19 protein-coding genes are annotated in these 22163 nt (G+C 63.3%); 9 read left to right on the top strand and 10 right to left on the bottom strand.

What is annotated here, in order from left to right; translation table 11 throughout:
- Window positions 1-22 precede the first annotated feature (22 nt).
- Genes RE432_RS19195 through rsmA form a run of 3 tightly spaced genes read left to right on the top strand, consistent with a single transcriptional unit; the run spans window position 23 to window position 4662 of the window.
- Window positions 23-2404: an LPS-assembly protein LptD gene (locus RE432_RS19195; RefSeq protein ID WP_310935125.1), complete on the top strand. Its 2382-nt coding sequence runs from the start codon at window positions 23-25 to the stop codon at window positions 2402-2404.
- Window positions 2401-3870 carry a peptidylprolyl isomerase gene (locus RE432_RS19190; RefSeq protein ID WP_310935221.1) on the top strand — a complete coding sequence of 490 codons (1470 nt, stop codon included), beginning with the start codon at window positions 2401-2403 and terminating at the stop codon, window positions 3868-3870. The genes RE432_RS19195 and RE432_RS19190 overlap by 4 nt, the downstream gene beginning before the upstream one ends.
- A 6-nt stretch (window positions 3871-3876) precedes the next feature.
- Window positions 3877-4662 (top strand): 16S rRNA (adenine(1518)-N(6)/adenine(1519)-N(6))-dimethyltransferase RsmA, encoded by a 786-nt coding sequence (rsmA, locus tag RE432_RS19185; RefSeq protein WP_310935124.1) that lies wholly within the window; start codon window positions 3877-3879, stop codon window positions 4660-4662.
- A gap of 18 nt (window positions 4663-4680) precedes the next feature.
- Here rsmA and RE432_RS19180 read toward each other — a convergent pair whose 3' ends face one another.
- Window positions 4681-5910: a nucleoside recognition domain-containing protein gene (locus RE432_RS19180; protein WP_310935123.1), complete on the bottom strand. Its 1230-nt coding sequence runs from the start codon at window positions 5908-5910 to the stop codon at window positions 4681-4683.
- Between the two features lie 144 nt (window positions 5911-6054).
- Between RE432_RS19180 and RE432_RS19175 the strand changes: the two genes are divergently transcribed.
- Complete coding sequence (locus RE432_RS19175) at window positions 6055-8292, top strand: acyl-CoA dehydrogenase (RefSeq protein ID WP_310935122.1); 2238 nt, start codon at window positions 6055-6057, stop codon at window positions 8290-8292.
- A gap of 21 nt (window positions 8293-8313) precedes the next feature.
- Here RE432_RS19175 and gloA read toward each other — a convergent pair whose 3' ends face one another.
- The 6 genes from gloA to glyQ are packed head-to-tail and all read right to left on the bottom strand — an operon-like array spanning window position 8314 to window position 13957.
- Window positions 8314-8709 carry a lactoylglutathione lyase gene (gene gloA / locus RE432_RS19170; RefSeq protein WP_310935121.1) on the bottom strand — a complete coding sequence of 132 codons (396 nt, stop codon included), beginning with the start codon at window positions 8707-8709 and terminating at the stop codon, window positions 8314-8316.
- A 37-nt stretch (window positions 8710-8746) separates the two neighbouring features.
- Window positions 8747-9625: a SprT family zinc-dependent metalloprotease gene (locus tag RE432_RS19165; RefSeq protein ID WP_310935120.1), complete on the bottom strand. Its 879-nt coding sequence runs from the start codon at window positions 9623-9625 to the stop codon at window positions 8747-8749.
- Window positions 9612-10355, bottom strand: a complete 744-nt coding sequence (locus RE432_RS19160; RefSeq protein WP_310935119.1) for a lysophospholipid acyltransferase family protein — start codon at window positions 10353-10355, stop codon at window positions 9612-9614. The genes RE432_RS19165 and RE432_RS19160 overlap by 14 nt, the downstream gene beginning before the upstream one ends.
- Before the next feature lie 4 nt (window positions 10356-10359).
- Entirely contained in the window at window positions 10360-10899 is a 540-nt protein-coding gene (gmhB, locus tag RE432_RS19155) for a D-glycero-beta-D-manno-heptose 1,7-bisphosphate 7-phosphatase (RefSeq protein ID WP_310935118.1), read from the bottom strand.
- Complete coding sequence (gene glyS, locus RE432_RS19150; protein ID WP_310935117.1) at window positions 10896-13049, bottom strand: glycine--tRNA ligase subunit beta; 2154 nt, start codon at window positions 13047-13049, stop codon at window positions 10896-10898. Before glyS ends, gmhB begins: the two co-directional genes overlap by 4 nt.
- Window positions 13049-13957: a glycine--tRNA ligase subunit alpha gene (gene glyQ / locus RE432_RS19145; protein ID WP_310935116.1), complete on the bottom strand. Its 909-nt coding sequence runs from the start codon at window positions 13955-13957 to the stop codon at window positions 13049-13051. The genes glyS and glyQ overlap by 1 nt, the downstream gene beginning before the upstream one ends.
- Before the next feature lie 199 nt (window positions 13958-14156).
- On the opposite strand from glyQ, the gene RE432_RS19140 reads away from it, so the two are divergent.
- From RE432_RS19140 to RE432_RS19120, 5 genes are all read left to right on the top strand, one after another.
- Window positions 14157-14924, top strand: a complete 768-nt coding sequence (locus tag RE432_RS19140) for a crotonase/enoyl-CoA hydratase family protein (RefSeq protein ID WP_310935115.1) — start codon at window positions 14157-14159, stop codon at window positions 14922-14924.
- Window positions 14925-14988: 64 nt separating this feature from the next.
- Window positions 14989-16515, top strand: coding sequence for a fumarate hydratase (locus tag RE432_RS19135; RefSeq protein ID WP_310935114.1), 1527 nt, complete (start codon window positions 14989-14991; stop codon window positions 16513-16515).
- A 226-nt stretch (window positions 16516-16741) separates the two neighbouring features.
- Complete coding sequence (locus RE432_RS19130) at window positions 16742-17572, top strand: MaoC family dehydratase N-terminal domain-containing protein (RefSeq protein WP_310935113.1); 831 nt, start codon at window positions 16742-16744, stop codon at window positions 17570-17572.
- Between the two features lie 2 nt (window positions 17573-17574).
- Window positions 17575-18804: a CaiB/BaiF CoA-transferase family protein gene (locus RE432_RS19125; protein ID WP_310935220.1), complete on the top strand. Its 1230-nt coding sequence runs from the start codon at window positions 17575-17577 to the stop codon at window positions 18802-18804.
- On the top strand, window positions 18804-19616 hold the full coding sequence (locus RE432_RS19120; protein ID WP_310935112.1) for a CoA ester lyase: 813 nt from the start codon (window positions 18804-18806) through the stop codon (window positions 19614-19616). The genes RE432_RS19125 and RE432_RS19120 overlap by 1 nt, the downstream gene beginning before the upstream one ends.
- Here RE432_RS19120 and folK read toward each other — a convergent pair.
- Genes folK through RE432_RS19105 form a run of 3 tightly spaced genes read right to left on the bottom strand, consistent with a single transcriptional unit; the run spans window position 19613 to window position 22161 of the window.
- On the bottom strand, window positions 19613-20095 hold the full coding sequence (gene folK / locus RE432_RS19115) for a 2-amino-4-hydroxy-6-hydroxymethyldihydropteridine diphosphokinase (protein WP_310935111.1): 483 nt from the start codon (window positions 20093-20095) through the stop codon (window positions 19613-19615). The two genes, RE432_RS19120 and folK, sit on opposite strands and share 4 nt — an antisense overlap.
- Window positions 20092-21453 (bottom strand): polynucleotide adenylyltransferase PcnB, encoded by a 1362-nt coding sequence (pcnB, locus tag RE432_RS19110; protein WP_310935110.1) that lies wholly within the window; start codon window positions 21451-21453, stop codon window positions 20092-20094. Before pcnB ends, folK begins: the two co-directional genes overlap by 4 nt.
- A 9-nt stretch (window positions 21454-21462) precedes the next feature.
- Entirely contained in the window at window positions 21463-22161 is a 699-nt protein-coding gene (locus RE432_RS19105) for an HAD family hydrolase (RefSeq protein ID WP_310935109.1), read from the bottom strand.
- Window positions 22162-22163: the final 2 nt, after the last annotated feature.

The following is a 22163-nucleotide window of genomic DNA, read 5'->3' as shown; positions in this document are numbered from 1 at the left end:
GTTTTCAGGAGACACAATCCTCGTGCGTTTGGTTTGGTGGGCATTCATCATCGCTTTCAGCGGCGTCTCGGCGGCGCAGGCGCAGCAGCCTGCGCCAGGCGCAAACGCGCCCACCGCCTCGGTAACCGGGCTGAAGGTGGCCCCGAATTTGCGGATTCATCGCAATGTGGAAGACGACGATATGTCGTCTTTTCTGATTGCCGACAAGATGGAAACCGACGAGGACGGCAAGATCATTCTGACCGGTTCGGCCGAAGTCCGCCGCATCGACTCCGTCGTCAAGGGCGACTACATCGATTACCAGCGGTCGACGGGCCAGGTCCAGGTGCGCGGCAATGGCCTGATCATGCGCGATGCCAGCATCATTACCGGTCCCGAACTGAACTACAACGTCAATGAAGAAACCGGCGAGGTCAACGATCCCAATTTCTGGCTCGGCGCCTCGGGCGGCGCCGGGACGGCAAGCCGTGCCCAGATCTTCAGCAAGAGCACGATGCGGCTGTCGGACGTGAACTATTCCGGCTGCCCTTGTCCCGATCCCGCCTGGTACATCAAGTCGCCCAGCGTTGACCTGGACTTCGACGAGAATGAGGGCATCGCACGCCATGGCGTGCTGTATTTCAAGGACGTGCCCATCCTGTATTCGCCCTGGCTGAGCTTTCCGGTCAAGAAAGAGCGGAAATCCGGTTTTCTCGTGCCCACTTACGGCATGTCCAGCAATAGCGGTCTTGAGCTTTCCGCCCCTTACTACTTTAATATCGCGCCCAATTACGATGCCACCCTGACCCCGCGATATCTGGGCAAGCGCGGGCTGCAGCTGGGCGGTGAATTCCGCTACCTGGGGCGGGGTTATGCCGGCACGGTAGAGGGCACTTACTTGCCCAACGATGCCAAAACAGACGAAAAGCGCTGGCTGTTCATGACCCAGCACATGCACAGGCTGGGGGGCGGTTTCACGGCATCGTACGACATCCGGCGGGTGTCCGACGATGATTACTTCCGCGACTTTTCCACGTTCGGCCTGAACGAGTCCACCAATAATTACCTGCCCAGCACGGCCCGCCTGGGCTGGGCGGGCTCGCCTTATTTCAGGGCATCGGTCGCCGCCTATAAATATCAAACGCTGCAGGACCGCACCACGAATTACCGGCGGCCCCAGTATGACAAGCTGCCCGAACTGTACGTACGCGGGGCGCGCTACAACTGGGGCGGCTTCGACCTGCAGTCCGATAACTACGCCACCCGCTTCGTCATGCCGTTCTATTCGGGCCGGCTGAGCGAATTCGACCAATACCGGGACCAGCGGCTCGCGCCGAACGGGACGCGCTATTCTTCGTATTCGACGGTTTCGTTTCCCGTGGTGCGTGCGGGCTGGTACGTGACGCCCAAGGTGGGGATACACCTGAGCCAATACAACACCGACTGGTATGTCGATGAGATGCCTCGCTACGCGGGCTATCCCAAGACGCAGTCGCGCGCGGTGCCCATCATGTCGCTCGATTCGGGCATGACATTCGAGCGCAACACCACCTTGTTCGGCAACGACTCCATCCAGACGCTGGAGCCGCGCGTTTATTATCTGTATGTGCCGTATCGCGACCAGTCGCAACTGCCGACTTTCGATACCGGCATCGCCACGTTCAATTTTTCTCAGGCCTTCAGCGAAAACCTGTTCTCGGGCGGCTGGGACCGTATCGCCAATGCCAACCAGGTCACGCTGGGCCTGACCACGCGCTGGCTGGATGAAGACACGGGCTTCGAGCGGCTGTCGCTGTCAGCCGCGCAGCGGCTGTATTTCGATGATCAGTATGTCGCCCTGACGGGTGAGCGCGGGCTCAGGACCGACACCAAGTCCGATTATCTGTTCGGGGCCAAGGCGGCCTTGACCGACAAGTTCAGCGTGCGCTTCGACGCGCAGTACAATCCCGACTCGAAAGACCGCAACCGGATGTCGGCCGGTTTCCGCTGGACGCCCAAGCGCCTGGCATCGTTGTCGGCCGCTTACCGCTACGAGCGGGACCCGAATATGCTGTTGCCCATAGGCAGCAACCCGAACTACGAAGACCGGACGCGCGAGCAGGTCAGCATGGCGGGGCAGTGGCCGCTGACGAACAAGCTTTACGCCATGGGACGATACGATTATTCGTTGCAGGAAAAGCGCGGCACACAGTCCATTCTGGGGCTGGAGTACAAGGGCGATTGCTGCTGGACGGCGCGCGTCGTGCTGCAGCGCTACGCCGTGTCGAAAGAAGATGCCAATACGGCGGTGTTCTTCCAGCTCGAGCTGTCCGGTCTGGGCTCGCTGGGCACCGACCCCATGAAACTATTGCGTGAACGGATTATTGGATACGAATCAGTGACGCCTCCAATACCGGAAACAACCACCTTCGAGAGGTATGAATAATGCGTAGTCTGCACGTCAAGCGCTGGCTTGCGGCCATGTCGATGTCCGTGTTGGGCGCCCTGTCGGCGCAGGCGGCTTTGGCTGCCGAGCCCGCCAAGCCACCACAGCCATCGCAGCAGTTCGTCGATGGCATTGCCGCCATCGTCAACAAGCAGGTCATTACCCTGCAGCAGGTCAATACCGAGGCGCGCACGGCCCAGGAGCAATTGCGGCGCCAGAACATTCCCGTTCCCGACCACGCCGTCCTGCAAAAACAGGTCTTGCAGCGCATGATTGCAGAGGAACTGGAACGGCAGGAAGCCGAAAGGCTGGGCATACGCGTGACGGACGCCCAGATCGACCAGGCCGTGCAGACTATTGCCCAGCGCAACCGCTTGAGCCCCGAGCAATTGCGGGCCGAAATCGAGAAAAGCGGGGTCAGTTGGGACGACTATCTGAAGAACCTGCGGCAAGAGGTGCGCACCGATCTCCTGCGCCAGCGGGCGGTCGACAGCACAATCGTGATTTCCGATGCCGAGATCGACGCCTTCCTGAAGACCCAGGGGCAGCAGATCGCAGCGCCGCAACAGCCGGCGCCGCAGCAGGCCGCGCCTCAAAGCGGGCCTCGCATTCTGGGGCTGGCCCAGATCCTGGTGGCGGTTCCCGAGGGCGCGAGTTCCAGCCAAGTCCAGGCGTTGCGCCAGAAGGCCGAAGAGTTGCTGGCCCGGGTGCGCGGCGGGGCCGACTTTGCCGGCGTGGCGGCGTCTTCGTCCGATGGGCCGCAGGCGCTCAGCGGAGGCGAGCTGGGGGTGCGGCCGGTGGATGGCTGGCCAGACCTGTTCATTAACGCCACCGAAAACCTGCAGGCGGGCGAGGTCAGCAATATTGTTCAAAGCGGCAACGGCTTTCATATCCTGAAGGTGCTGACGCGCGGCCAGCCGCAGGCAGCGCCTTCCGATGCCGCCGCGCCGCCCGCATTGGGCCAGGCCGCTCCTGCGCAGCCGCAGCAGCAGGGGCCGATGATGGTCACCCAGACGCATGCGCGTCATATCCTGATCAAGACGACCCAGGTCATGTCCGACCAGAAAGCCGAGATACGGCTGAATCAATTGCGCCAGCGCCTGGTCAATGGCGAAAGCTTTGAAGACCTGGCCAAACGCTATTCAGAAGATGCCTCCGCGCCGCAGGGCGGCGATCTGGGCTGGCTGACGCCAGGCGAAACCGTTCCGCCTTTCGAGCAGGCCATGAATGCGCTGGAACCCAATCAGATCAGTCAGCCTGTCCAATCCCAGTTCGGCTGGCATCTGATTCAGGTGCTGGATCGCCGGACCAAGAACATGGAGAACGAATTCCGGCGCATGCAGGCCCGCCAACTGCTGTTCCAGCGCCGTGTCGAACCCGCTTTCGAAGACTGGCTGAGCCAATTGCGAGGGCAGGCGTATATCGACAATCGCCTGGACCCGGCGTCGAACCGAGGTCGCCGCTGAGCGTTTATGGCACATCAGGCCCGCAAGCGTTTTGGCCAGCATTTTCTGACCGATGAAGCCGTCATAGACGCCATTGTGCGCAGCATAGCGCCCCGGCCCGACGATACGCTCGTCGAGATCGGCCCCGGGCTGTCCGCCCTGACCGGGCCGCTGATGAAAGTGCTGGATCATCTGACGGTGGTCGAGATCGACCGCGATCTGGCCGCCCGACTGCGTCATCAGCATGCGCCCGAACGCCTGACCGTCGTGGAAGGGGATGCGCTGGAAGTGGATTTTGCGGCGCTGGGCAGCGGGTTGCGCATAGTCGGCAACCTGCCGTACAACATTTCCAGTCCTTTGCTGTTCCACCTGATGGCGTATGCCGGGCAGGTGACAGACCAGCACTTCATGCTGCAGCGCGAAGTCATCGATCGCATGGTCGCGCAGCCTTCGTCGGGCGACTACGGCCGGCTATCGGTCATGCTGCAGTCGCGCTACCGCATGCACAAGCTGTTCGACGTCGCGCCCGAGGCGTTCGATCCGCCGCCGCGCGTGGTGTCGGCCGTTGTGCGCATGGTGCCCCTGCCCGCATCGCGCCAGCAGCCGAAAAGCGGCAAGGCCTTCGAGCAGCTGGTTGCGCGCGCGTTTGCGCAGCGGCGCAAAATGCTGCGCCGCGGCCTGGCGGATTGGGCCCCGCTGATAGATTGGGACGGGCTGGGCATTCCCGCCACGGCGCGCGCCGAGGAACTGTCGGTCGCCCAGTTCATGGCGCTGGCCGATCACCTGCTGGAGCAGGGCGCCTTGGCCGCGTAGGCGGGATGGCGCCGCGGTTCAGCCAAAAAACCAGTAGCAGACGCCGATAGCGGCCAGGACGCCGGCCAGGTCGGCGATCAGGGCGCAGCCGACGGCGTGGCGGGCACGCTGAATCCCGACGGCGCCGAAATACACCGCCAGTACATAGAACGTCGTTTCGGTGCTTCCTTGCACCGTGGCGGCCAGCAGGGCGGGGAAGCTGTCCACGCCAAAATGCTGCATGGTCTCGATCAGCATGGCGCGCGCGGCGCTGCCCGAAAAGGGCTTGACCAGCGCCGTAGGCAGCGCATCGACAAAACGGCCGTCCAGGCCCGCGGCATGCACCAGCCAGCGGATGCCGTCTAGGGCCACATCCAGCGCGCCCGACGCCCGCAGCACGCCGATGGCGCAGAGCATGGCAACCAGATAAGGGAGCAGGTTCTTGGAAATATCGAACCCTTCTTTGGCGCCCTCCACAAAGCATTCGTATACGGCTATTTTTTTCCAGGCGCCCGCCACCAGAAAGATCATGATGATGCCAAACAGAGTCAGGTTGCCCATGACCGAGGACATGGCGCTGATGGCTGCGCTGCTCAAGGTAGCCAGCAGGGCCATGAAACTGCCCAGGATCAGCACCAGGCCGCCCAGCCAGGCAAGCACCACAGGGTCATGCAGCTTGAGCCGCTGCATGAAGGCGACCGACAGCAGCCCCGCCATGGTCGACGCGGTCGTCGCCAGCAGGATAGGCAGGAATACCAGGGTTGGATCGGCGGCCCCCTGCTGCGCGCGGTACATGAAGATGGTGACCGGCAGCAAGGTGAGCGAAGACGCGTTCAGGACCAGAAACAGGATTTGCGCATTGCTGGCCGACTCGGGACTGGTGTTGAGCGTTTGCAGGGATTTCATGGCGCGCAGGCCTATGGGGGTTGCGGCGTTGTCCAGGCCCAGCCCGTTGGCGGCAAAGTTCAGCGTGATCAGCCCCAGCGCCGGGTGTCCGGGGGGCACCTCGGGCATCAGCCGCCTGAACAGCGGGGTCAGCCAGCGCCCCAGCAGGTCCACCAGTCCGGCCGCTTCGGCAATGCGCAGGAATCCCATCCATAGCGTCAGGGTGCCGAACAGCAGGATCATCAGCTGCACGGAAAGCTCGGCCATGTCGAACAGGCTGAGCACAATACGCGAGAACACCTCGGCGTCGTGCAAGACGACCCATTGATACAGGCCCGATAACGAGGCCACAACGAAAAAGGCAAGCCAGAGCGTATTGAGCATGGAGCGTCGCGATAGCGTTCTATTGTCGGTACATGATTGTCGCAGACTCTGCCGCGGCAGTCGCGCATAGGCCGCCCGCTATCCCGTTTTTGTTTTTTTCAGGGGATAATGTCTTGAAATGGACACCATTGTGAAGGGAGCATCATGAACTGGAGAGCCTGGCGTCGTCAGTGGTTGACCGAGCCTTTATACCGCATGGCCCGCGAGGCCATGCCCAGCCTGTCGCTGACAGAGCAGCAAGCCATTGAAGCGGGCGATGTCTGGTGGGACGCCCAGCTTTTTTCGGGCAAGCCCGATTGGCGCGGCATGCTCGAGGTCGCGCCGGCGGCGCTGACGGCCGACGAGCAAGCGTTCATCGACGGCCCGGTGGCCCAGTTGTGCCACATGCTGAACGACTGGGAGATTACCTGGCAGCATGCCGACCTGCCTGAAGAGGTCTGGCGCTTCATGAAGCAGCAGGGCTTCTTCGGCATGATTATTCCCAAGGAATACGGCGGGTTGGGGTTTTCGGCCTACGCGCATTCCGAGGTCGTGCGGCAGATTTCCATCCGCTCCGTGACGGCGGGCGTGACGGCCATGGTGCCCAACTCGCTGGGGCCCGGCGAATTGCTGATGCAATTCGGCACGCAGGCGCAGCGCGATTATTGGCTGCCGCGTTTGGCCCGGGGCGAAGAGATCCCCTGCTTTGGGCTGACCAGCCCCGAAGCAGGGTCCGATGCCGCTTCCATGACCGACACGGGCGTGGTGTGCCGGCAGGAGGTCGACGGGGTCGAGACCCTGGGCATAAGGCTGAACTGGCGCAAGCGCTACATTACCCTGGCTCCGGTCGCCACAGTGCTGGGGCTGGCGTTCAAGCTGTTCGACCCCGATGGCCTGATCGGCGCTGAAGAAGATCTGGGTATTTCGGTTGCCCTGGTTCCGGTGGATTTGCCCGGCGTGGTAACGGGCCGGCGCCATCTGCCCGCCATGCAGGCTTTCCAGAATGGCCCGACGGAAGGCCATGACGTTTTCGTACCGCTGGATGCCTTGATAGGCGGGCTGGAAAAGGCCGGGCAGGGCTGGCAGATGCTGATGAGCGCGCTGGCGGCGGGCCGGGGCATATCGCTGCCGTCCTTGTCGGCGGCCGCCTGCACTTTTACCGCGCATACCGCCGGCGCCTATGCGCGGGTACGCACGCAGTTCGGCATACCGGTCGGCCAGTTCGAGGGCGTGCAGGAAATGCTGGGCCGCCTGGCCGCCAATGCCTATCTGGTCGAAGCCGCGCGCCGTTTCACCTGCGCCGGCCTTGACCTGGGGTACAAGCCCTCGGTGATCTCGGCGATCATGAAGCTGCATGCCACCGAGCGCATGCGCCAGTCGGTCAATGCCGCCATGGATATTCATGCCGGCAAGGCCGTCATCGACGGCCCGTCCAACTATCTAGGCAACCTGTACCGGGCGCTGCCGGTGGCCATCACGGTAGAAGGCGCCAACATCCTGACGCGCAGCCTGATTGTGTTTGGGCAGGGCGCCATACGCGCCCACCCTTATCTGATGCAAGAGATCGTCGCTGTCGGCAACAGCGATCGGGCGGCCGGCGAAGACGCCTTCGATGCCGTGATCTGGAAGCATTTGTCCCATAGCGTCAAGAACGCCTTGCGGGCCACAGGCATGGCCTGGACGGCGGGCGTATTTGCGCGCGCGCCCAAAGAGGCCGGGCCCACCGCCAAGTACTATCGCAGCCTGAGCCGCTATGCGGCGGCCTTTGCGCTGGTGGCGGAACTGACCTTGCTCACGCTGGGCGGCTCGCTCAAGCGCAAGGAAATGCTGTCGGGCCGTCTGGGAGATGTGTTGGCGGAGCTTTTCCTGGTGTCGGCGGTATTGAAGCGCTGGCTCGACGAGGGCCGGCACGAGTCCGACCTGCCTCTGGTCAGGCTGTGCGCCCTGCAGAGCTTTGCCACGATCGACAGAAGGCTGGACGAGGTCCTGCTGAATTTCCCCTCCAAGGGGCTGGCCTGGACCTTGCGCGTCTTGCTGCTGCCGGCGGGGCTGCGCTCTGCGCCGCCCGCCGACAAGGTGGCCGCCGCTTGCGCCAACATTCTGCTGGAACCGTCGGATACCCGGTCGCGCCTGGTGGGCGCGGTCTGGGAGGGGCACGACAGCCCCAGCGTCGAGCAGTTGGAACGCGCCTTTGAGCTGGTGATAGAAGTGCAGCCGCTGCTCGACCGGATCAAGCATGCCGGGCTGAAGGATTGGCGCATGGCGCATGAAAAGGGCGCGCTGACCGATGCCCAGGCCAGTGCGCTGGAAGCGGCGGAACAGGCCGTTGCGCGGGTGATCGAAGTGGATGACTTCGCGCCCGGCGAATTGGCCCGTCCGCCCGCGGCAGGCCTCGGGGCCTGAGCCTGAACGGGCCGCTGGGATTCAGTCGGCCCGGCTCTTGCGCTGTATCAGTTCGATCTTGTAGCCGTCGGGGTCCTCGACAAAGGCGATGACCGTCTGGCCATGCTTCATGGGGCCGGCTTCACGGGTGACGTTGCCGCCTTTTTCCTTGATGCGGGCACAGGCGTCATAGGCGTCTTCGACTTCCAGCGCGATGTGGCCGTAGCCGTTGCCCAGGTCGTAGGAAGGCGTGTCCCAGTTATGGGTCAGTTCAATGACGGCGCCTTCGCTTTCGTCCTGGTAGCCCACGAAGGCCAAGGTGAATTTTCCGTCGGGGTAGTCTTTCCGGCGCAGCAGTTTCATGCCCAGCACGTCGGAATAAAAAGCCAGCGAGCGATCCAGATCGCCCACGCGTAGCATAGTGTGCAATAAACGCATCAAAAATCTCCTTGATGGTTGTTAAGGAAAGGATGTATCAGATCAGCGGCAGCGAGCCGGGGTCATGCTGGCGCAGGGCGTCGCGCGCACGCTCGAAACCCGGCAGTATGCGGCCGACTTCACGCCAGAAGTCCTTGCTGTGGTTCATGACGCGCAGATGCGCTATTTCGTGCGCAATCACGTAATCGATGATGTCAGGCTCAAAGTGTATCAAGCGCCAATTAAGCATGATGTTGCCGTCGCTGCTGCATGAGCCCCAGCGGGTTGCGGCCGACGACAGCCGCCAGCGCCGGATGCTCAGGCCGCTGACGGCCAGAAAGTGCTGCAGGCGCAGCTCGAACCAGGCCAGCGCCTGCTGTTGCAACCATGAATGAACGCTATCGCGTATGCGGCTGCGTCCGGCGTTGGCCGGCAGCGCCAGGCATAGCGGGTCGCCGTCCCTGGGCGAGAACGGCGACCCGGTAAACACGGGTGTCTTCTGGGTATCGTCCAGGGCCAGGACGATACGCTTGCCCAGATAAGGGATCTGGCCGCCATGCTGCCATAGTGTGTCGGCGGTGGCCAACTGCTGTTGACGCGCTTGCCGAAGGCGCAGCTTGCCCAGCACCCAGGCCGATTTCTCGATCACGGCGGCGTCTATCTGGCCCAGCGTCACCCAGTTGGGCGCGGTCACTTGCAGCCCGTCGTCATTGATGGTCAGGCCTATGCTTTTACGCCGCGAGCGTTGCAGGACGAAGCCTATGGGCTGTTCAGGCGCCCGTACTTCGCGCCAGCGCGCGCCGGGCGGCAATGAAGGCGGGCAGGCCGTGGGGATGGCGGACTCGGATGGGGAAGGGCGTGGCGCGGGAACGGGAACAGGAGCGGGTTGCGCAGCGGGCGTGTCGGAAAACAGTTCGAGTTGCTTAATGTGGCCCATATCGTTCGGGATTCAGTACGCGCATTTCGGATTCGATCCAGTCCTGCACCTTCTGGTTGACGGCATCCGGGCTCAGGCCCGCAGGATCGATCAGCGGGCCGATCGAGACGGTCACCAAGCCAGGCTTCTTGATGAAGGCCTTGCGGCGCCAGCATTCGCCTGCATTGTGGGCGACGGGAATGATGGGCGTGTTAGTGCGTGTGGACAGCAAGGCCCCGCCCATTTTGTAGCGGCCGGCTTTGCCTGGCGCGATGCGTGTGCCTTCGGGGAACAGTATAGGCCATCGGCCTTCGTCAATCCGTTGCTGGCCGGTGCGCACGACTTGCTCGAAGGCATCGCGCCCTTTGCTGCGGTCGATGGGGATCATGCGCAGCAGGGCCAGGCCCCAACCGAAAAATGGAACCCAATGCAGTTCCCTTTTATAGACGAAGCACAGCTCGCGCGGCATATAGGCGGGGAAGAACAGGGTCTCCCACGCCGATTGATGCTTGGACAGCAGGATGCCGGGGCCGTCAGGCAGGTTTTCGGCGCCTTTCAATTGCCAGCGTATGCCCAGGATGACTTTGGCGCCCCACACCGCCAGCCGCGGCCAGCCCACCGTCAGCCGGTAGCGCCAGTGCAGGGGCAAGGGCGACCACAGCACACAGGCAATGGCATAGGGGATGACGGTCACGATCAGGAACAGTTGATAAACCGTTGCGCGCAGGGCGGCGACGCTCAGTGTGAGCATGTGTTCATTCCTCGGTCAGCCAGGCGTCGACCGCTGCGGCCAGATTGCCGGCGATTTGCGTTCCGGCGGGCATGCCGCCCTTGTCCCGGGTTTTTTGCCCGTTGCCCGTCAGCACCAGCCAGGGCGAGCAGCCGGCCGTGGCGGCGGCTTGCAGGTCGCGCTGCGAGTCGCCGACAGCGGGCACGCCCTGAAGGCTGACGTCATAGCGGTTGGCAATGTCCAGGAACATGCCGGGCAAGGGCTTGCGGCAGGCGCAGCCATCGTCGGGACCATGCGGGCAGATGAAGATGGCATCGACCACGCCGCCCGCCTGTGCGGCCTCGCGGCGCAACTTGGCGTGGATGGCATTGAGCGTATCCATGCTGAACAAGCCGCGCGCGACGCCCGACTGATTGCTGGCAATGACCACGCGCCAGCCCGCACGCGACAGCCGTGCAATGGCTTCCATGCTGCCGGGCAGGGCGACCCATTCGTCGGGGCTTTTGATATAAGCGTCGCTATCCTGGTTGATGACGCCGTCGCGGTCGAGTATGGCGAGTTTCATCGCGCCAGCCTGGAAATATCGGCAACCTGGTTCATGATGCGGTGCAGGTCATTCAGCAGCGCCAGGCGGTTGGCGCGGATGTCGGGGTCGTCGGACATGACCATGACGTCATTGAAAAAAGCATCGACGGCATCCCGTGCCTGCGCCATGGTGGCCAGGCTGGCGCTGAAATCACCCTGAGCCAACTGCGCCTGCGCCTGCGGTTCCAGTTTGACGATGACGTCGGCCAGCGCCCGCTCCGCGGGTTCGACCAGCTTGCCGTGCTCGACCTGGCCCAGTGCCGCATCGGCTTTTTTCAGCAGGTTGGCAATCCGCTTGTTGGCCGCCGCCAGGCTGTCGGCTTCCGGGCGTTGCGCAAAGTCGGCGCAGGCCGCCACACGGGACTGCACCTGATGCAAGGCCGGCGCCAGGGCCAGCACGGCCTCGACGACGTTGCGGTCGAACTCGTTGGCCAGCAGGTTGCGATAGCGTTCGTAGATGAATGCCTGGACCTCGTCGATGGTGCTGGGGGCCAGGACGCCCAGCGCAAAGGTGCCGGCCGCATGCTTGAGCAAATCGTCCAGGCGCAGCGTGGTGTCGTCATGGGTCTGAAGATAGCCGCCCGCCTTCAACTGCTCGAACGCGCTGATCAGGCCCAGTGCGGCACGGCGCAGGGCATAAGGGTCGCGTTCCCCGGTGGGGGCGAGCCCTATGCCCCAGATGCCGACCAGGGTTTCCAGCCGTTCGGCCATGAATAGGATGGCGGAAGTCAGCGTGCCCGCGTCCACGGCGGTATCCAGGCGGATGCGGTACTGGTTCTTCACCGCCAGGACGACGTCGCCGGGCTCGCCATCGGCGGCGGCGTAATAGGCGCCCATGATGCCTTGCAGCTCGGGGAATTCCCCCACCATATTGGAGCCCAGGTCCGCCTTGGCCAGCAGGGCGGCGCGGCCGGCATGGGCAACGTCGGCGCCCAACTGCTCGGCGAGGTGGCGTGCCAGCTTGCGTACGCGCTCGACGCGATCCAGCTGCGAGCCCAGTTTGTTGTGATACACGCTGGAGGCCAAGGCCACGACACGGTCGGCCAGCGGCGTCTTCAAGTCGGTTTCGAAGAAAAACTGGGCGTCCGCCAGGCGGGGGCGCACCACGCGCTGATTGCCCTCGATAATGTGCGAGGGATCGTCAACCTGCATATTGCTGACGATCAGGAAACGATGGGTCAGCTTGCCGCTATCGGGCTCGAACAGAGGGAAGTATTTTTGATTCAGGCGCATGGTCAGAATCAGGCATTCGGGCGGCACGCTTAGGAACTGTTCCTCGAAGGCGCCCACGTAGACGGTGGGATGTTCGACCAGCGCCGTGACCTCGTCCAGCAGGGCATCGACGTCAGGACCGGCGCCTATCGTGGCGTGCAGCGCTTGTGACTGTGCCTGCAACTGGTCGTTGATCAGCGTCCGGCGGGCGGCAAACGATGCGATGACTTTGCCTTGCTCCAGCAATTGCTGTTCGTAGCTGTCCGGGCTGCGCAGATCGATAGGCTGCTGCGACATGAACCGGTGCCCCAGCGTTTGACGGCCCGCGGTCAGGCCCAGCGCCTGTACAGGGATGATCTGCTCGCCCCATAGCGCGACGAGCTGGTGGGCCGGCCGCACGAACTTGACGCTGCTGACGCCGTCGGCCAGCTGATAGCGCATGACCTTGGGGATGGGCAGGTGGGCAATGGCAAAGTCCAGCGCTTCCTGAAGGGCATCGGCCAGCAGGGCGCCGCTGGCTACCCCCTTGGCGTACAGATAGTCCTGCTTGCCGTCGGATTCGTGGATCAGGTCGGCGGCGGTCACGTGCTGCAGGCCCTTGCTGGCCAGCTTTTTGGCCAGGGCGGGCGTCATGTCGCCGGTTTCCGTCAGCCCGATCTTGGCGGGCATGAGTTTTTCGGTATAGCGCTGCTCCGGCGCCTGATCCAGCACCGCGCTCAGGCGTACGGCCAGGCGGCGCGGTGTGGCGAAATCCGTGCTGGTGCAGTCGCTGGCCAGCAGATGGTGCTGGTCCAGCGTCTTGCGCAGGCCTTCGGCAAAGGCCTGGCCCAGTTTCTGCAAAGCCTTGGGGGGCAGCTCTTCGGTCAGCAGTTCAATCAGCAGCGGCCGCGTGCTTGCGGTAGAGGGCGTGGACGTCATTATTTCGCCTCCGCGGCCAAGGGCTGGACGAGCATGGGGAATCCTAGTTTTTCTCGTGAATCAAAATAAGCCTGGGCAACGGCGCGCGACAGGTTGCGGATGCGGCCGATATAGGCGGCGCGCTCGGTGACGCTGATCGCACCGCGCGCATCCAGCATGTTGAAGGTATGCGCGGCCTTGAGCGCGGCCTCGTAGGCGGGCAGGGCCAGCGGCACGGTGATCAGGCGCTGGGCTTCGGCTTCGTAATCGTTGAAGTGGGCGAACAGCATCGTGGTCGACGCGTGCTCGAAGTTGTAGGTGGACTGTTCGACTTCGTTCTGGTGGAAGACGTCGCGGTAGAGCACCTTGCGTCCGTCCGCCGATTCGGTCCAGACCAGGTCGTAGACGCTTTCTACGCCTTGCAGGTACATGGCCAGCCTTTCCAGGCCGTAGGTGATTTCGCCGGTGGTGGGCGTGCAGTCCAGGCCGCCTACTTGCTGGAAGTAGGTGAACTGGGTGACTTCCATGCCATTGAGCCAGACTTCCCAGCCCAGGCCCCAGGCGCCCAGCGTGGGGTTTTCCCAGTCGTCTTCGACAAAGCGGATGTCGTGCACCAGGGGATCGATGCCCAGTTCTTTCAGTGAACCGATGTACAGATCGATGATCTCGGGCGGGGCGGGCTTGAGCACCACCTGGTATTGATAATAATGCTGCAGCCGGTTGGGGTTTTCGCCGTACCGGCCATCTTTGGGGCGGCGCGATGGCTGTACATAGGCGGCACGCCATGGCTCGGGCCCGATCGACCTTAAAAAAGTCGCGGTATGCGAGGTGCCGGCGCCGACTTCCATGTCGTAGGGTTGCAGCAGCGCGCAGCCCTGCCTGTCCCAGTATTGCTGAAGCGTTAAAATAATTTGCTGAAATGTGAGCATGAACGAAAGCCAGTAAAGCGAAAAGCCGCAAAATTTTTCAATTTTAACTGGTTCCGCGTCAAAGACGGTATGCCCCGGGCCAGGGTCCGGCGCAATTGGTCGTATGATGTCGGCTTGCCGGCCGACTCAAGGGCGGTTCGCAGTGCTCAAACGATTCGTTACCTGTGCGTTCGCGCCGCAGCTTTTTAAGGATAGCTTTATGTCTGACTTGGTAAAGGTGGAAGTGGTTGACCGTGTCCAGATCATCACGATCAACCGGCCCGAGGCGCGCAACGCCATCAATTACGAAACCGCCCACGAGCTGGCCCGGGCGTTCGATCGGCTCGACGCCGATGACGACGCTGTCATCGGCATTCTGACCGGCGCGGGCAATACTTTTTCATCCGGGATGGACCTGAAGGCATTCGCGCATAATGGCCAGCGCCCCCTGGTTGAAGGCAGGGGGTTTGCCGGCTTGTGTGAAAAACCGCCCCGCAAACCGATGATTGCGGCCGTGGAAGGCTATGCCCTGGCGGGCGGCTTCGAAATGGCGCTGGCCTGCGACCTGATCGTTGCCGCCAACAATGCCACGTTCGGCCTGCCGGAAGTCAAGCGCGGCATTGTCGCAGGGTCGGGCGGCATGGTGCGCCTGCCCAGCCGCATTCCCTATCATATCGCCATGGAAGCCGTGCTGACCGGCGAGATGCTGCCCGCCCAGCGCGCCCATGGATATGGCTTGATCAATCGCCTGGTCGAGCCCGGCCAGGCGCTGGACGGCGCGCTCGAGCTGGCCCGGGTCGTGGCCGCGAACGGCCCCCTGGCCGTGCAGACGGCCAAGAAGATCGTGGCCGAATCCCGTGATTGGCGCCAGGCCGACATGTTCGATCTGCAGCGCCCGCGCGTGGCGCATATTTTTACCTCGGCCGACGCCAAGGAAGGCGCCACCGCCTTCGCGGAAAAGCGCAAGCCTGTGTGGCGCGGCAAGTAAGTCCCCGCGTTGTCAATGAACCTTCGGGACTGCATGCAGTCCCCTTTTTACGATAGCAAGCCTTATGACCACCCTGATCAAAGAAAGCGACCTGATACAGTCGATCGCGGACGCTGTGCAGTTCATCAGTTTTTATCATCCCGCCGACTACATCAAGCATCTTGCCCGCGCCTACGAACGCGAGGAAAGCCCGGCCGCCAAAGACGCCATTGCCCAGATTCTGACCAATTCGCGCATGTGCGCCGAAGGGCATCGCCCCATTTGCCAAGACACGGGCGTCGTCAACGTTTTCCTGAAGGTCGGCATGAACGTGCGCTTTGATACGCAACGCAGCATGCAGGAGCTGTGCGACGAGGGGGTGCGCCAGGGTTATCTGAATCCCGACAACCCGCTGCGGGCGTCTATCCTGTCCGATCCGCTGTTCACGCGCAAGAACACGCGCGACAATACTCCCTGTATTGTCAGCGTCGAGCTTGTCGCGGGCGACAAACTCGACATACAGGTCGCGGCCAAGGGCGGCGGTTCCGAGAACAAGTCCAAGTTCGCCATGCTCAACCCCAGCGATTCGCTGGTCGACTGGGTGCTGAAGACCGTGCCGCAAATGGGCGCGGGCTGGTGTCCGCCCGGCATGCTGGGCATTGGGGTGGGCGGCACGGCCGAAAAGGCCATGCTGATGGCCAAGCAGTCGCTCATGGAAGACATCGACATGTACGAGCTGCTGCAGCGCGGGCCGCAGAACAAGCTTGAAGAGCTGCGCATCGAGCTCTACCAGAAGGTCAATGCCCTGGGCATTGGCGCCCAGGGCCTGGGCGGGCTGACTACCGTGCTGGACATCAAGATCAACACCTTCCCCACGCATGCGGCCTCCAAACCCGTGGCCATGATCCCGAACTGTGCGGCAACCCGCCACGTGCATTTCGAACTCGATGGCTCGGGCCCGGCGGCACTGACCCCGCCGTCATTGTCGGACTGGCCCGATGTGCATTGGGCGCCCGATTACAACAAGTCGCTGCAAGTGGATCTGAACACGCTGACCAAAGAGCAAGTCGCCAGCTGGAAGCCGGGCCAGACCTTGCTGCTGTCCGGAAAAATGCTGACGGGCCGCGATGCGGCGCACAAGCGTATCCAGGATATGCTCGATAAAGGCGAACCGCTGCCTGTCGATTTCACCAATCGCGTCATTTACTACGTCGGCCCGGTCGACCCGGTGGGCGGCGAGGTCGTGGGGCCCGCGGGCCCCACCACGGCGACCCGCATGGACAAGTTCACCGATACCATGTTGTCCAGGACGGGCCTGATTTCCATGATCGGCAAGGCCGAGCGCGGGCCGGTCGCCATCGAATCCATACGCAAGCACGGTTCGGCCTACCTGATGGCCGTGGGCGGGTCCGCCTATCTGGTGTCCAAGGCCATACGCGCTGCGCGGGTCGTGGGCTTCGAAGACCTGGGCATGGAAGCGATCTACGAGTTCGACGTCCAGGACATGCCTGTGACCGTCGCGGTCGACTCGCAAGGGACTTCGGTCCATGAAACCGGGCCCAAGGCCTGGCGCGCCCGCATTGCGGAAATTCCATTGGTGCCGGTCGCTTAGGTCAGTTCGCGTTCCACCAAAAAACCGGGGCAGTGCACTGCATCCGGTTTTTTTGCATGCCGGCCGCGAGGTGGACCGCGAGCCAAAGACATGGCTTGGGGGCTTTCTTGTCGGCCTGCCCGCTGTTTGCTATCTGAAAACCAGGCCTTATCCAAAAACGAATTCAAAAAGCGGCGGTATGCAGGCAAGCTAGAGGCTGTACGATTTTCGACCTGGAACCAAACTGATGACGACACAAGGTTGGGATGCCTGGATTGGCCGCAGTGAGCGCTGCGACGACAATCTTGATATCGGGCACATACAAAAAATTGCGCTGAGCCTGGATGCGCCCGCGCCGGAGCACGGCGATCCCCTGCCTTTGTTGTGGCAATGGGGCCTGTTCATCAAGGGCTTGCCCTACAGCGAGCTGGGCGCCGACGGCCACCCCAAACGGGGCGGCTTCCTGCCGCCTGCGGACGACCGCAACCGGATGTGGGCCGGCGGGCGGCTGACCTTCCTGCAGCCCCTGCGTGCCGGGATCAAAGGCCATAAAACGTCCACCATCGTAGGGGTCAAGGAAAAAGAAGGCCGCACGGGCAAGCTGCTGTTCGTGACCGTCAAGCACGAATATGTGCAGGACGGCACGTTGTGCATCACCGAGGAACAGGACATCGTCTATCGCGAGCCCAGCCCGCCCAAGCTCGAAGGCAGCATCCCGACGCCCTCGGCGCAATGGTCCGAAACGGTGGATCCCAGCCCCGTCATGCTGTTCCGCTATTCGGCCGTGACGTTCAACGGCCACCGCATCCATTACGACGAGCCCTATGCCACCCAGGCCGAGGGGTATCCCGGCTTGGTCGTGCACGGCCCCATGATCGCCACCTTGATGTGCCGCGCATTTACGCGCGCCCACCCCGGCAAGACGGCCGCGTCGCTGTCGTATCGCGGCCTGCGGCCCCTGATTTCGCCCAAGCCGTTCAATGTGCAGGGCGTTTTGTCGGAAGCAGGCGTGGCCCAGTTGTGGGCGGAGCAGGACGGCACCCTGGCGCACCAGGCCGAATTAAGGTTCAAGGTATGAATATGAACACCGATCACATTGACCCGAAGGCGGCTGCGGGGCGGTCCGACAGGCCGCGCCCCCTGGATGGCGTGACCGTCATCAGCCTGGAGCACGCGATTGCGGCGCCGTTCTGCACGCGCCAACTGGCCGACCTGGGCGCACGCGTCATCAAGGTCGAGCGCCCGGGCGTGGGGGATTTTGCGCGCGGCTATGACGAGCGCGTCAAGGGGCTGGCGTCGCACTTTGTCTGGACCAACCGCTCCAAGGAAAGCCTGGCGCTCGATCTGAAGCATCCCGATGCCATCCGGGTCCTTGACCAGTTGCTGGCGCAAGCCGATGTGCTAGTCCAGAACCTGGCGCCGGGCGCCGCGGCGCGCCTGGGGCTGTCCTTCGAGGCCTTGCACGAAAAATACCCCCGCCTGATCGTCTGCGATATTTCAGGGTACGGCGAAGGGGGGGCGTACCAGGACAAGAAGGCCTACGACCTGCTGATTCAAAGCGAAAGCGGCTTCCTGTCGGTAACGGGCGACCCCCAAAGCCCCGCCAAGGCAGGCTGCTCCATTTCGGATATTGCCGCGGGCATGTATGCCTACAGCAGCATTTTGTCGGCCCTGATGCTGCGCGAACGCACGGGCGAGGGCAGCCGGCTCGATGTCTCCATGCTTGAAAGCATGGTGGAGTGGATGGGTTTTCCCATGTACTACGCCTTCGATGGCGCATCGCCTCCGCCGCGGGCGGGCGCTTCGCACGCCACCATTTACCCCTACGGGCCTTTTCCCGTCTCGGACGGGAGCGAGGTCATGCTGGGGCTGCAGAACGAGCGCGAATGGGCCTCGTTCTGCACAAAAGTGCTGCAGCAGCCCGACATGGCCACCGACAGCCGGTTCAGTTCGAACACCCAGCGTGTGAGCAACAAAGAGGCGCTGCGGGTATTGATCGTCACCGCCTTTGCCTCCTTGTCGCGGGAGCAGGTCATTGAACGGCTTGAAGCCGCCCATATCGCCAACGCCAGCGTCAATACCATGAGCGATGTGTGGGCGCATCCGCAACTGGCCGAACGCGGCCGCTGGCGCGACATCGACAGCGCCGTCGGCACCCTGCCGGCCCTTATTCCGCCGGCCAGCAGTTCGGCTTTCGAGGCTCGCATGGACAAAGTCCCTGCCTTGGGCGAGCATTCGGCCTCCATTCTTGGCGAGCTGGGCTATACCGAAGCGCAAATACAGTCATTCGCCGAACAAGGGGTCATTTAATGGAACCAGCCATCAGAGCGGCGCTGTTCGTCCCGGCCACCCGGCCGGAGCGCTTCGCCAAGGCGTTGGCCGCGGGCGCCGAGGCGGTCATCATCGATCTTGAAGACGCGGTCGAGCGGCACCTGAAAGACCAGGCGCGCGACCATCTGCGCCAGTTTGCGCAGGCCAACCCGCAGGCGGCGGTCCTGGTGCGTGTCAATGATGCCACCACGGCCTGGTTCGACGACGACCTGGCCGCCTGCGCGGCGCTGGACGCGGTCACAGGCATTGTGCTGCCCAAGGCCGAGTCGGCCGAGCAGATAAAGCGGGCGGCCGCCGCCGGCAGGCCGGTGCTGCCCATTGTGGAAAGCGCAAAAGGCGTGCTGGCGCTGGAGGGCATTGCCGGCGCCGCCGGGGTAGAACGCCTGTCATTCGGCAGCCTGGACTTGATGCTTGAAACCGGCACCACCCCCGACACCGCAGGCGCCCGGCTTCTGCTGGATCACATCCGCTGCCAGATCCTGCTGCACAGCGCCGCGCACGGCCTGGCCGCGCCGCTTGACGGCGTGTATCCCAACTTCTCCGACCAGGAAGGCCTGGCGGCCATCGCGGGCCAGGTGCGCGATATGGGCTTCGGCGGGATGCTGTGCATACATCCGGCGCAGATTCCCGTCATACAGCGCGCATTCGCCCCCACCGATGCCGACCGGGCATGGGCAAAACGTGTCGTCGATCTTGCCGAGTCCACAGGCTCGTCGGCCTTTCAGCTGGATGGCAATATGGTGGATGCGCCCGTCATCGAGCGGGCGCGGCGGATACTGGCGCAGGGCTAGTCCTGGGCGGGGATCACGCTCAGGATTTGATCCGAGCAGGCCTGCAGCAGCACGGGCAGCGTCCCCTGGCGCAGCTGCAATGCCGGCGCCAGCTCGTGCAGGGGGCGCAACACAAAAGCCCTTTCGTGCATGCGGGGATGCGGCACCGTCAGCCCGGGGGTGTCGATCGCCTGATTGCCATACAGCAGCAGATCCAGGTCCAATGTTCGCGGCGCATTGCGGTAAGGCCGCAGCCGCCCGTGGTCCTGCTCTATGTGTTGCAGCGCGGCCAGCAGCGCCGTAGCCGTCAGGCTGGTGTGTATTTCAGCCACGGCATTCACATAGTCCGGCCCGCTGGAATCGATGGGTGCGCTGCGATAAAAGCGCGATAATCTGAGCGCCGTAATGCCGGGCGTGGCCGACAGCGCCTGGGCCGCCTGCCGCAGGCTGGCCAGCGGGTCGCCCAGATTGGCGCCCAGGCCGATATAGGCCGTGATCACGCTTGCGGCGTGGTGACGGCCTGTGTGGCGGGCCGCTTGCGCGGCCGCCGCCGGCGCTTGGCTCCGGCGGGCCGGCTGCCGCGCGTCTGGGCCTGATAGCTTTCTATCATCTCGCCGCGGGTCGCGTGATCGGCGTCGGCCAGATCCATCCACCACTGCGCTTGTACGCTGTCGACTTCGCGGGCTTCGGCGCGCAATTGCAGGAAGTCGACGGCGGCGCGAAAGCGGGGTTGCTCGAGCATGCGCCAAATGGCTTTGGCATTGACGCGGTCGAAGCGTGCCTGCATGAACCAGATTTCGCGCATATCGGCCTGGAAGCGGCGCTGTATGGCCAGTTTGCGGGTCTGTTCCGCGACGACGGAGTCGGCTGCCTGCATCAGGGCCTGCGCGGGGGGCTCGCCCGAGGCGCACAGGGATTGCCAGCGCTTGTTGACCAGTTTCCAAAGCAGGGCGGCAAACAGGAAGCTGGGGCTGACCGTTTTGCCGGCGCGCACGCGCGCGTCGGTGCGCGCCAGGGCCAGGTCCACGAATTGTTCGCCGCCTTCTTCCGCGAAGATGACGTCGATCAGGGGCAGCAGCCCCCGGTGCAGGCCCGCTGTCTGCAGTTGGCGCAGGCAGTCCATGGCATGGCCGCAGGTCAGCAGCTTAAGGGTTTCGTCGAACAGGCGCGATGACGGCACGTGTTCGATCAGATCGGCAAGCTGGTTGATGGGCGCCAGGGTGGCCGGGTCAATGGTGCCATTGAGCTTGGCGGCAAAGCGCAGGGCGCGCAGCATGCGCACCGGGTCTTCGCGGTAGCGCTTGTCGGGGTCGCCGATCATGCGCACGACGCGGTTCTTCAGGTCGGCCACGCCGCGATGGTAGTCGATCACTTCTTCATTGATCGGGTCGTAATACAGCGCGTTCAAGGTGAAGTCGCGGCGCGCGGCGTCTTCCTCTTGGGTGCCGAACAGATTGTCGCGCAGGATGCGGCCGTGCTCGTCCGTGTGTTCGTCGCTCGAGGTGCTGGCCCGAAAGGTGGAGGTTTCGATAACCTCCTGCCCGAACACCACATGCACCAGTTGAAAGCGCTTGCCGATGATGCGGGCGCGGCGGAACAAGGGGCGGATCTGATTGGGCGTGGCGTTGGTGGCCACGTCGAAATCCTTGGGTTCCAGCCCGACGATCAGATCGCGCACGGCGCCGCCCACGATGTAGGCATCGTAGCCTTCGGCGCGCAATACTTCGCACACTTTGATCGCATGGCGCGACACATTCCTGCGGTCTATGCCGTGCTTGTCGCGTGAAAGACGCTCGGGGCCGCTGACGGGCGCGGCAAACAGGCGGCCGACAAAGTTTTTTATTGTTTGTTTAAGCATGGCTGTATTTTAGGACTTTGCGTCCTGCATGTCCTTGAACAGATCCAGTATGGGCCAGCCGCGCTCGCCGGCCAGTTGGCGCAGCGTGGGGCTGGGGTTGGTGGCGACAGGGTGGGTGACGGCTTCGAGCAGCGGCAGGTCATTGGGTGAGTCGCTGTAGAAATAAGACGATTCGAAGTCCGGCAGCGCCAGGCCCATGCCGTCCAGCCAGGCGTTCACGCGCACGACCTTTCCGGCCTGGAAGCTGGGCACGCCCTGGATACGTCCGGTATAGCGGCCATCCCGGGTTTCCGGAATGGTGGCAATAAGGTGCGGGATGCCGAAGGCGCGCGCGATGGGCGCCGTGACGAATTCGTTGGTGGCCGTGACGATGGCGCACAGGTCGCCCTGGGCGATATGCTGTTGGACCAGCTTTTCGGCAATGGGCAGGATGGCCGGGCGCACGACCTCGGCCATGAAGGTTTCGTGCCATTCGGCCAGTTCCGTCATGGCGGCGCGGCTGAGCAGGCCCAGCATGAATTCGGCCGACTGCTCGGCAGTCAGGTTGCCGGCGTTGTAGCGTTCCATCAGCTCTTCGTTGCGGCGCTGGGCTTGGGCGGGGTCGCCTGCGCGGCCGGTGCGGGCCAGGAAATCGGCCCATTGATAATCGCTATCCAGGGGCAGCAGGGTGTGGTCAAGGTCAAATAAGGCCAGGCGTTTTGCAGACATGA

This window comes from Pusillimonas sp. SM2304, from assembly GCF_031628915.1.
Taxonomy (GTDB): Bacteria; Pseudomonadota; Gammaproteobacteria; order Burkholderiales; family Burkholderiaceae_B; genus Pusillimonas_C.
This window is presented reverse-complemented; position numbering and strand designations above follow the sequence as displayed.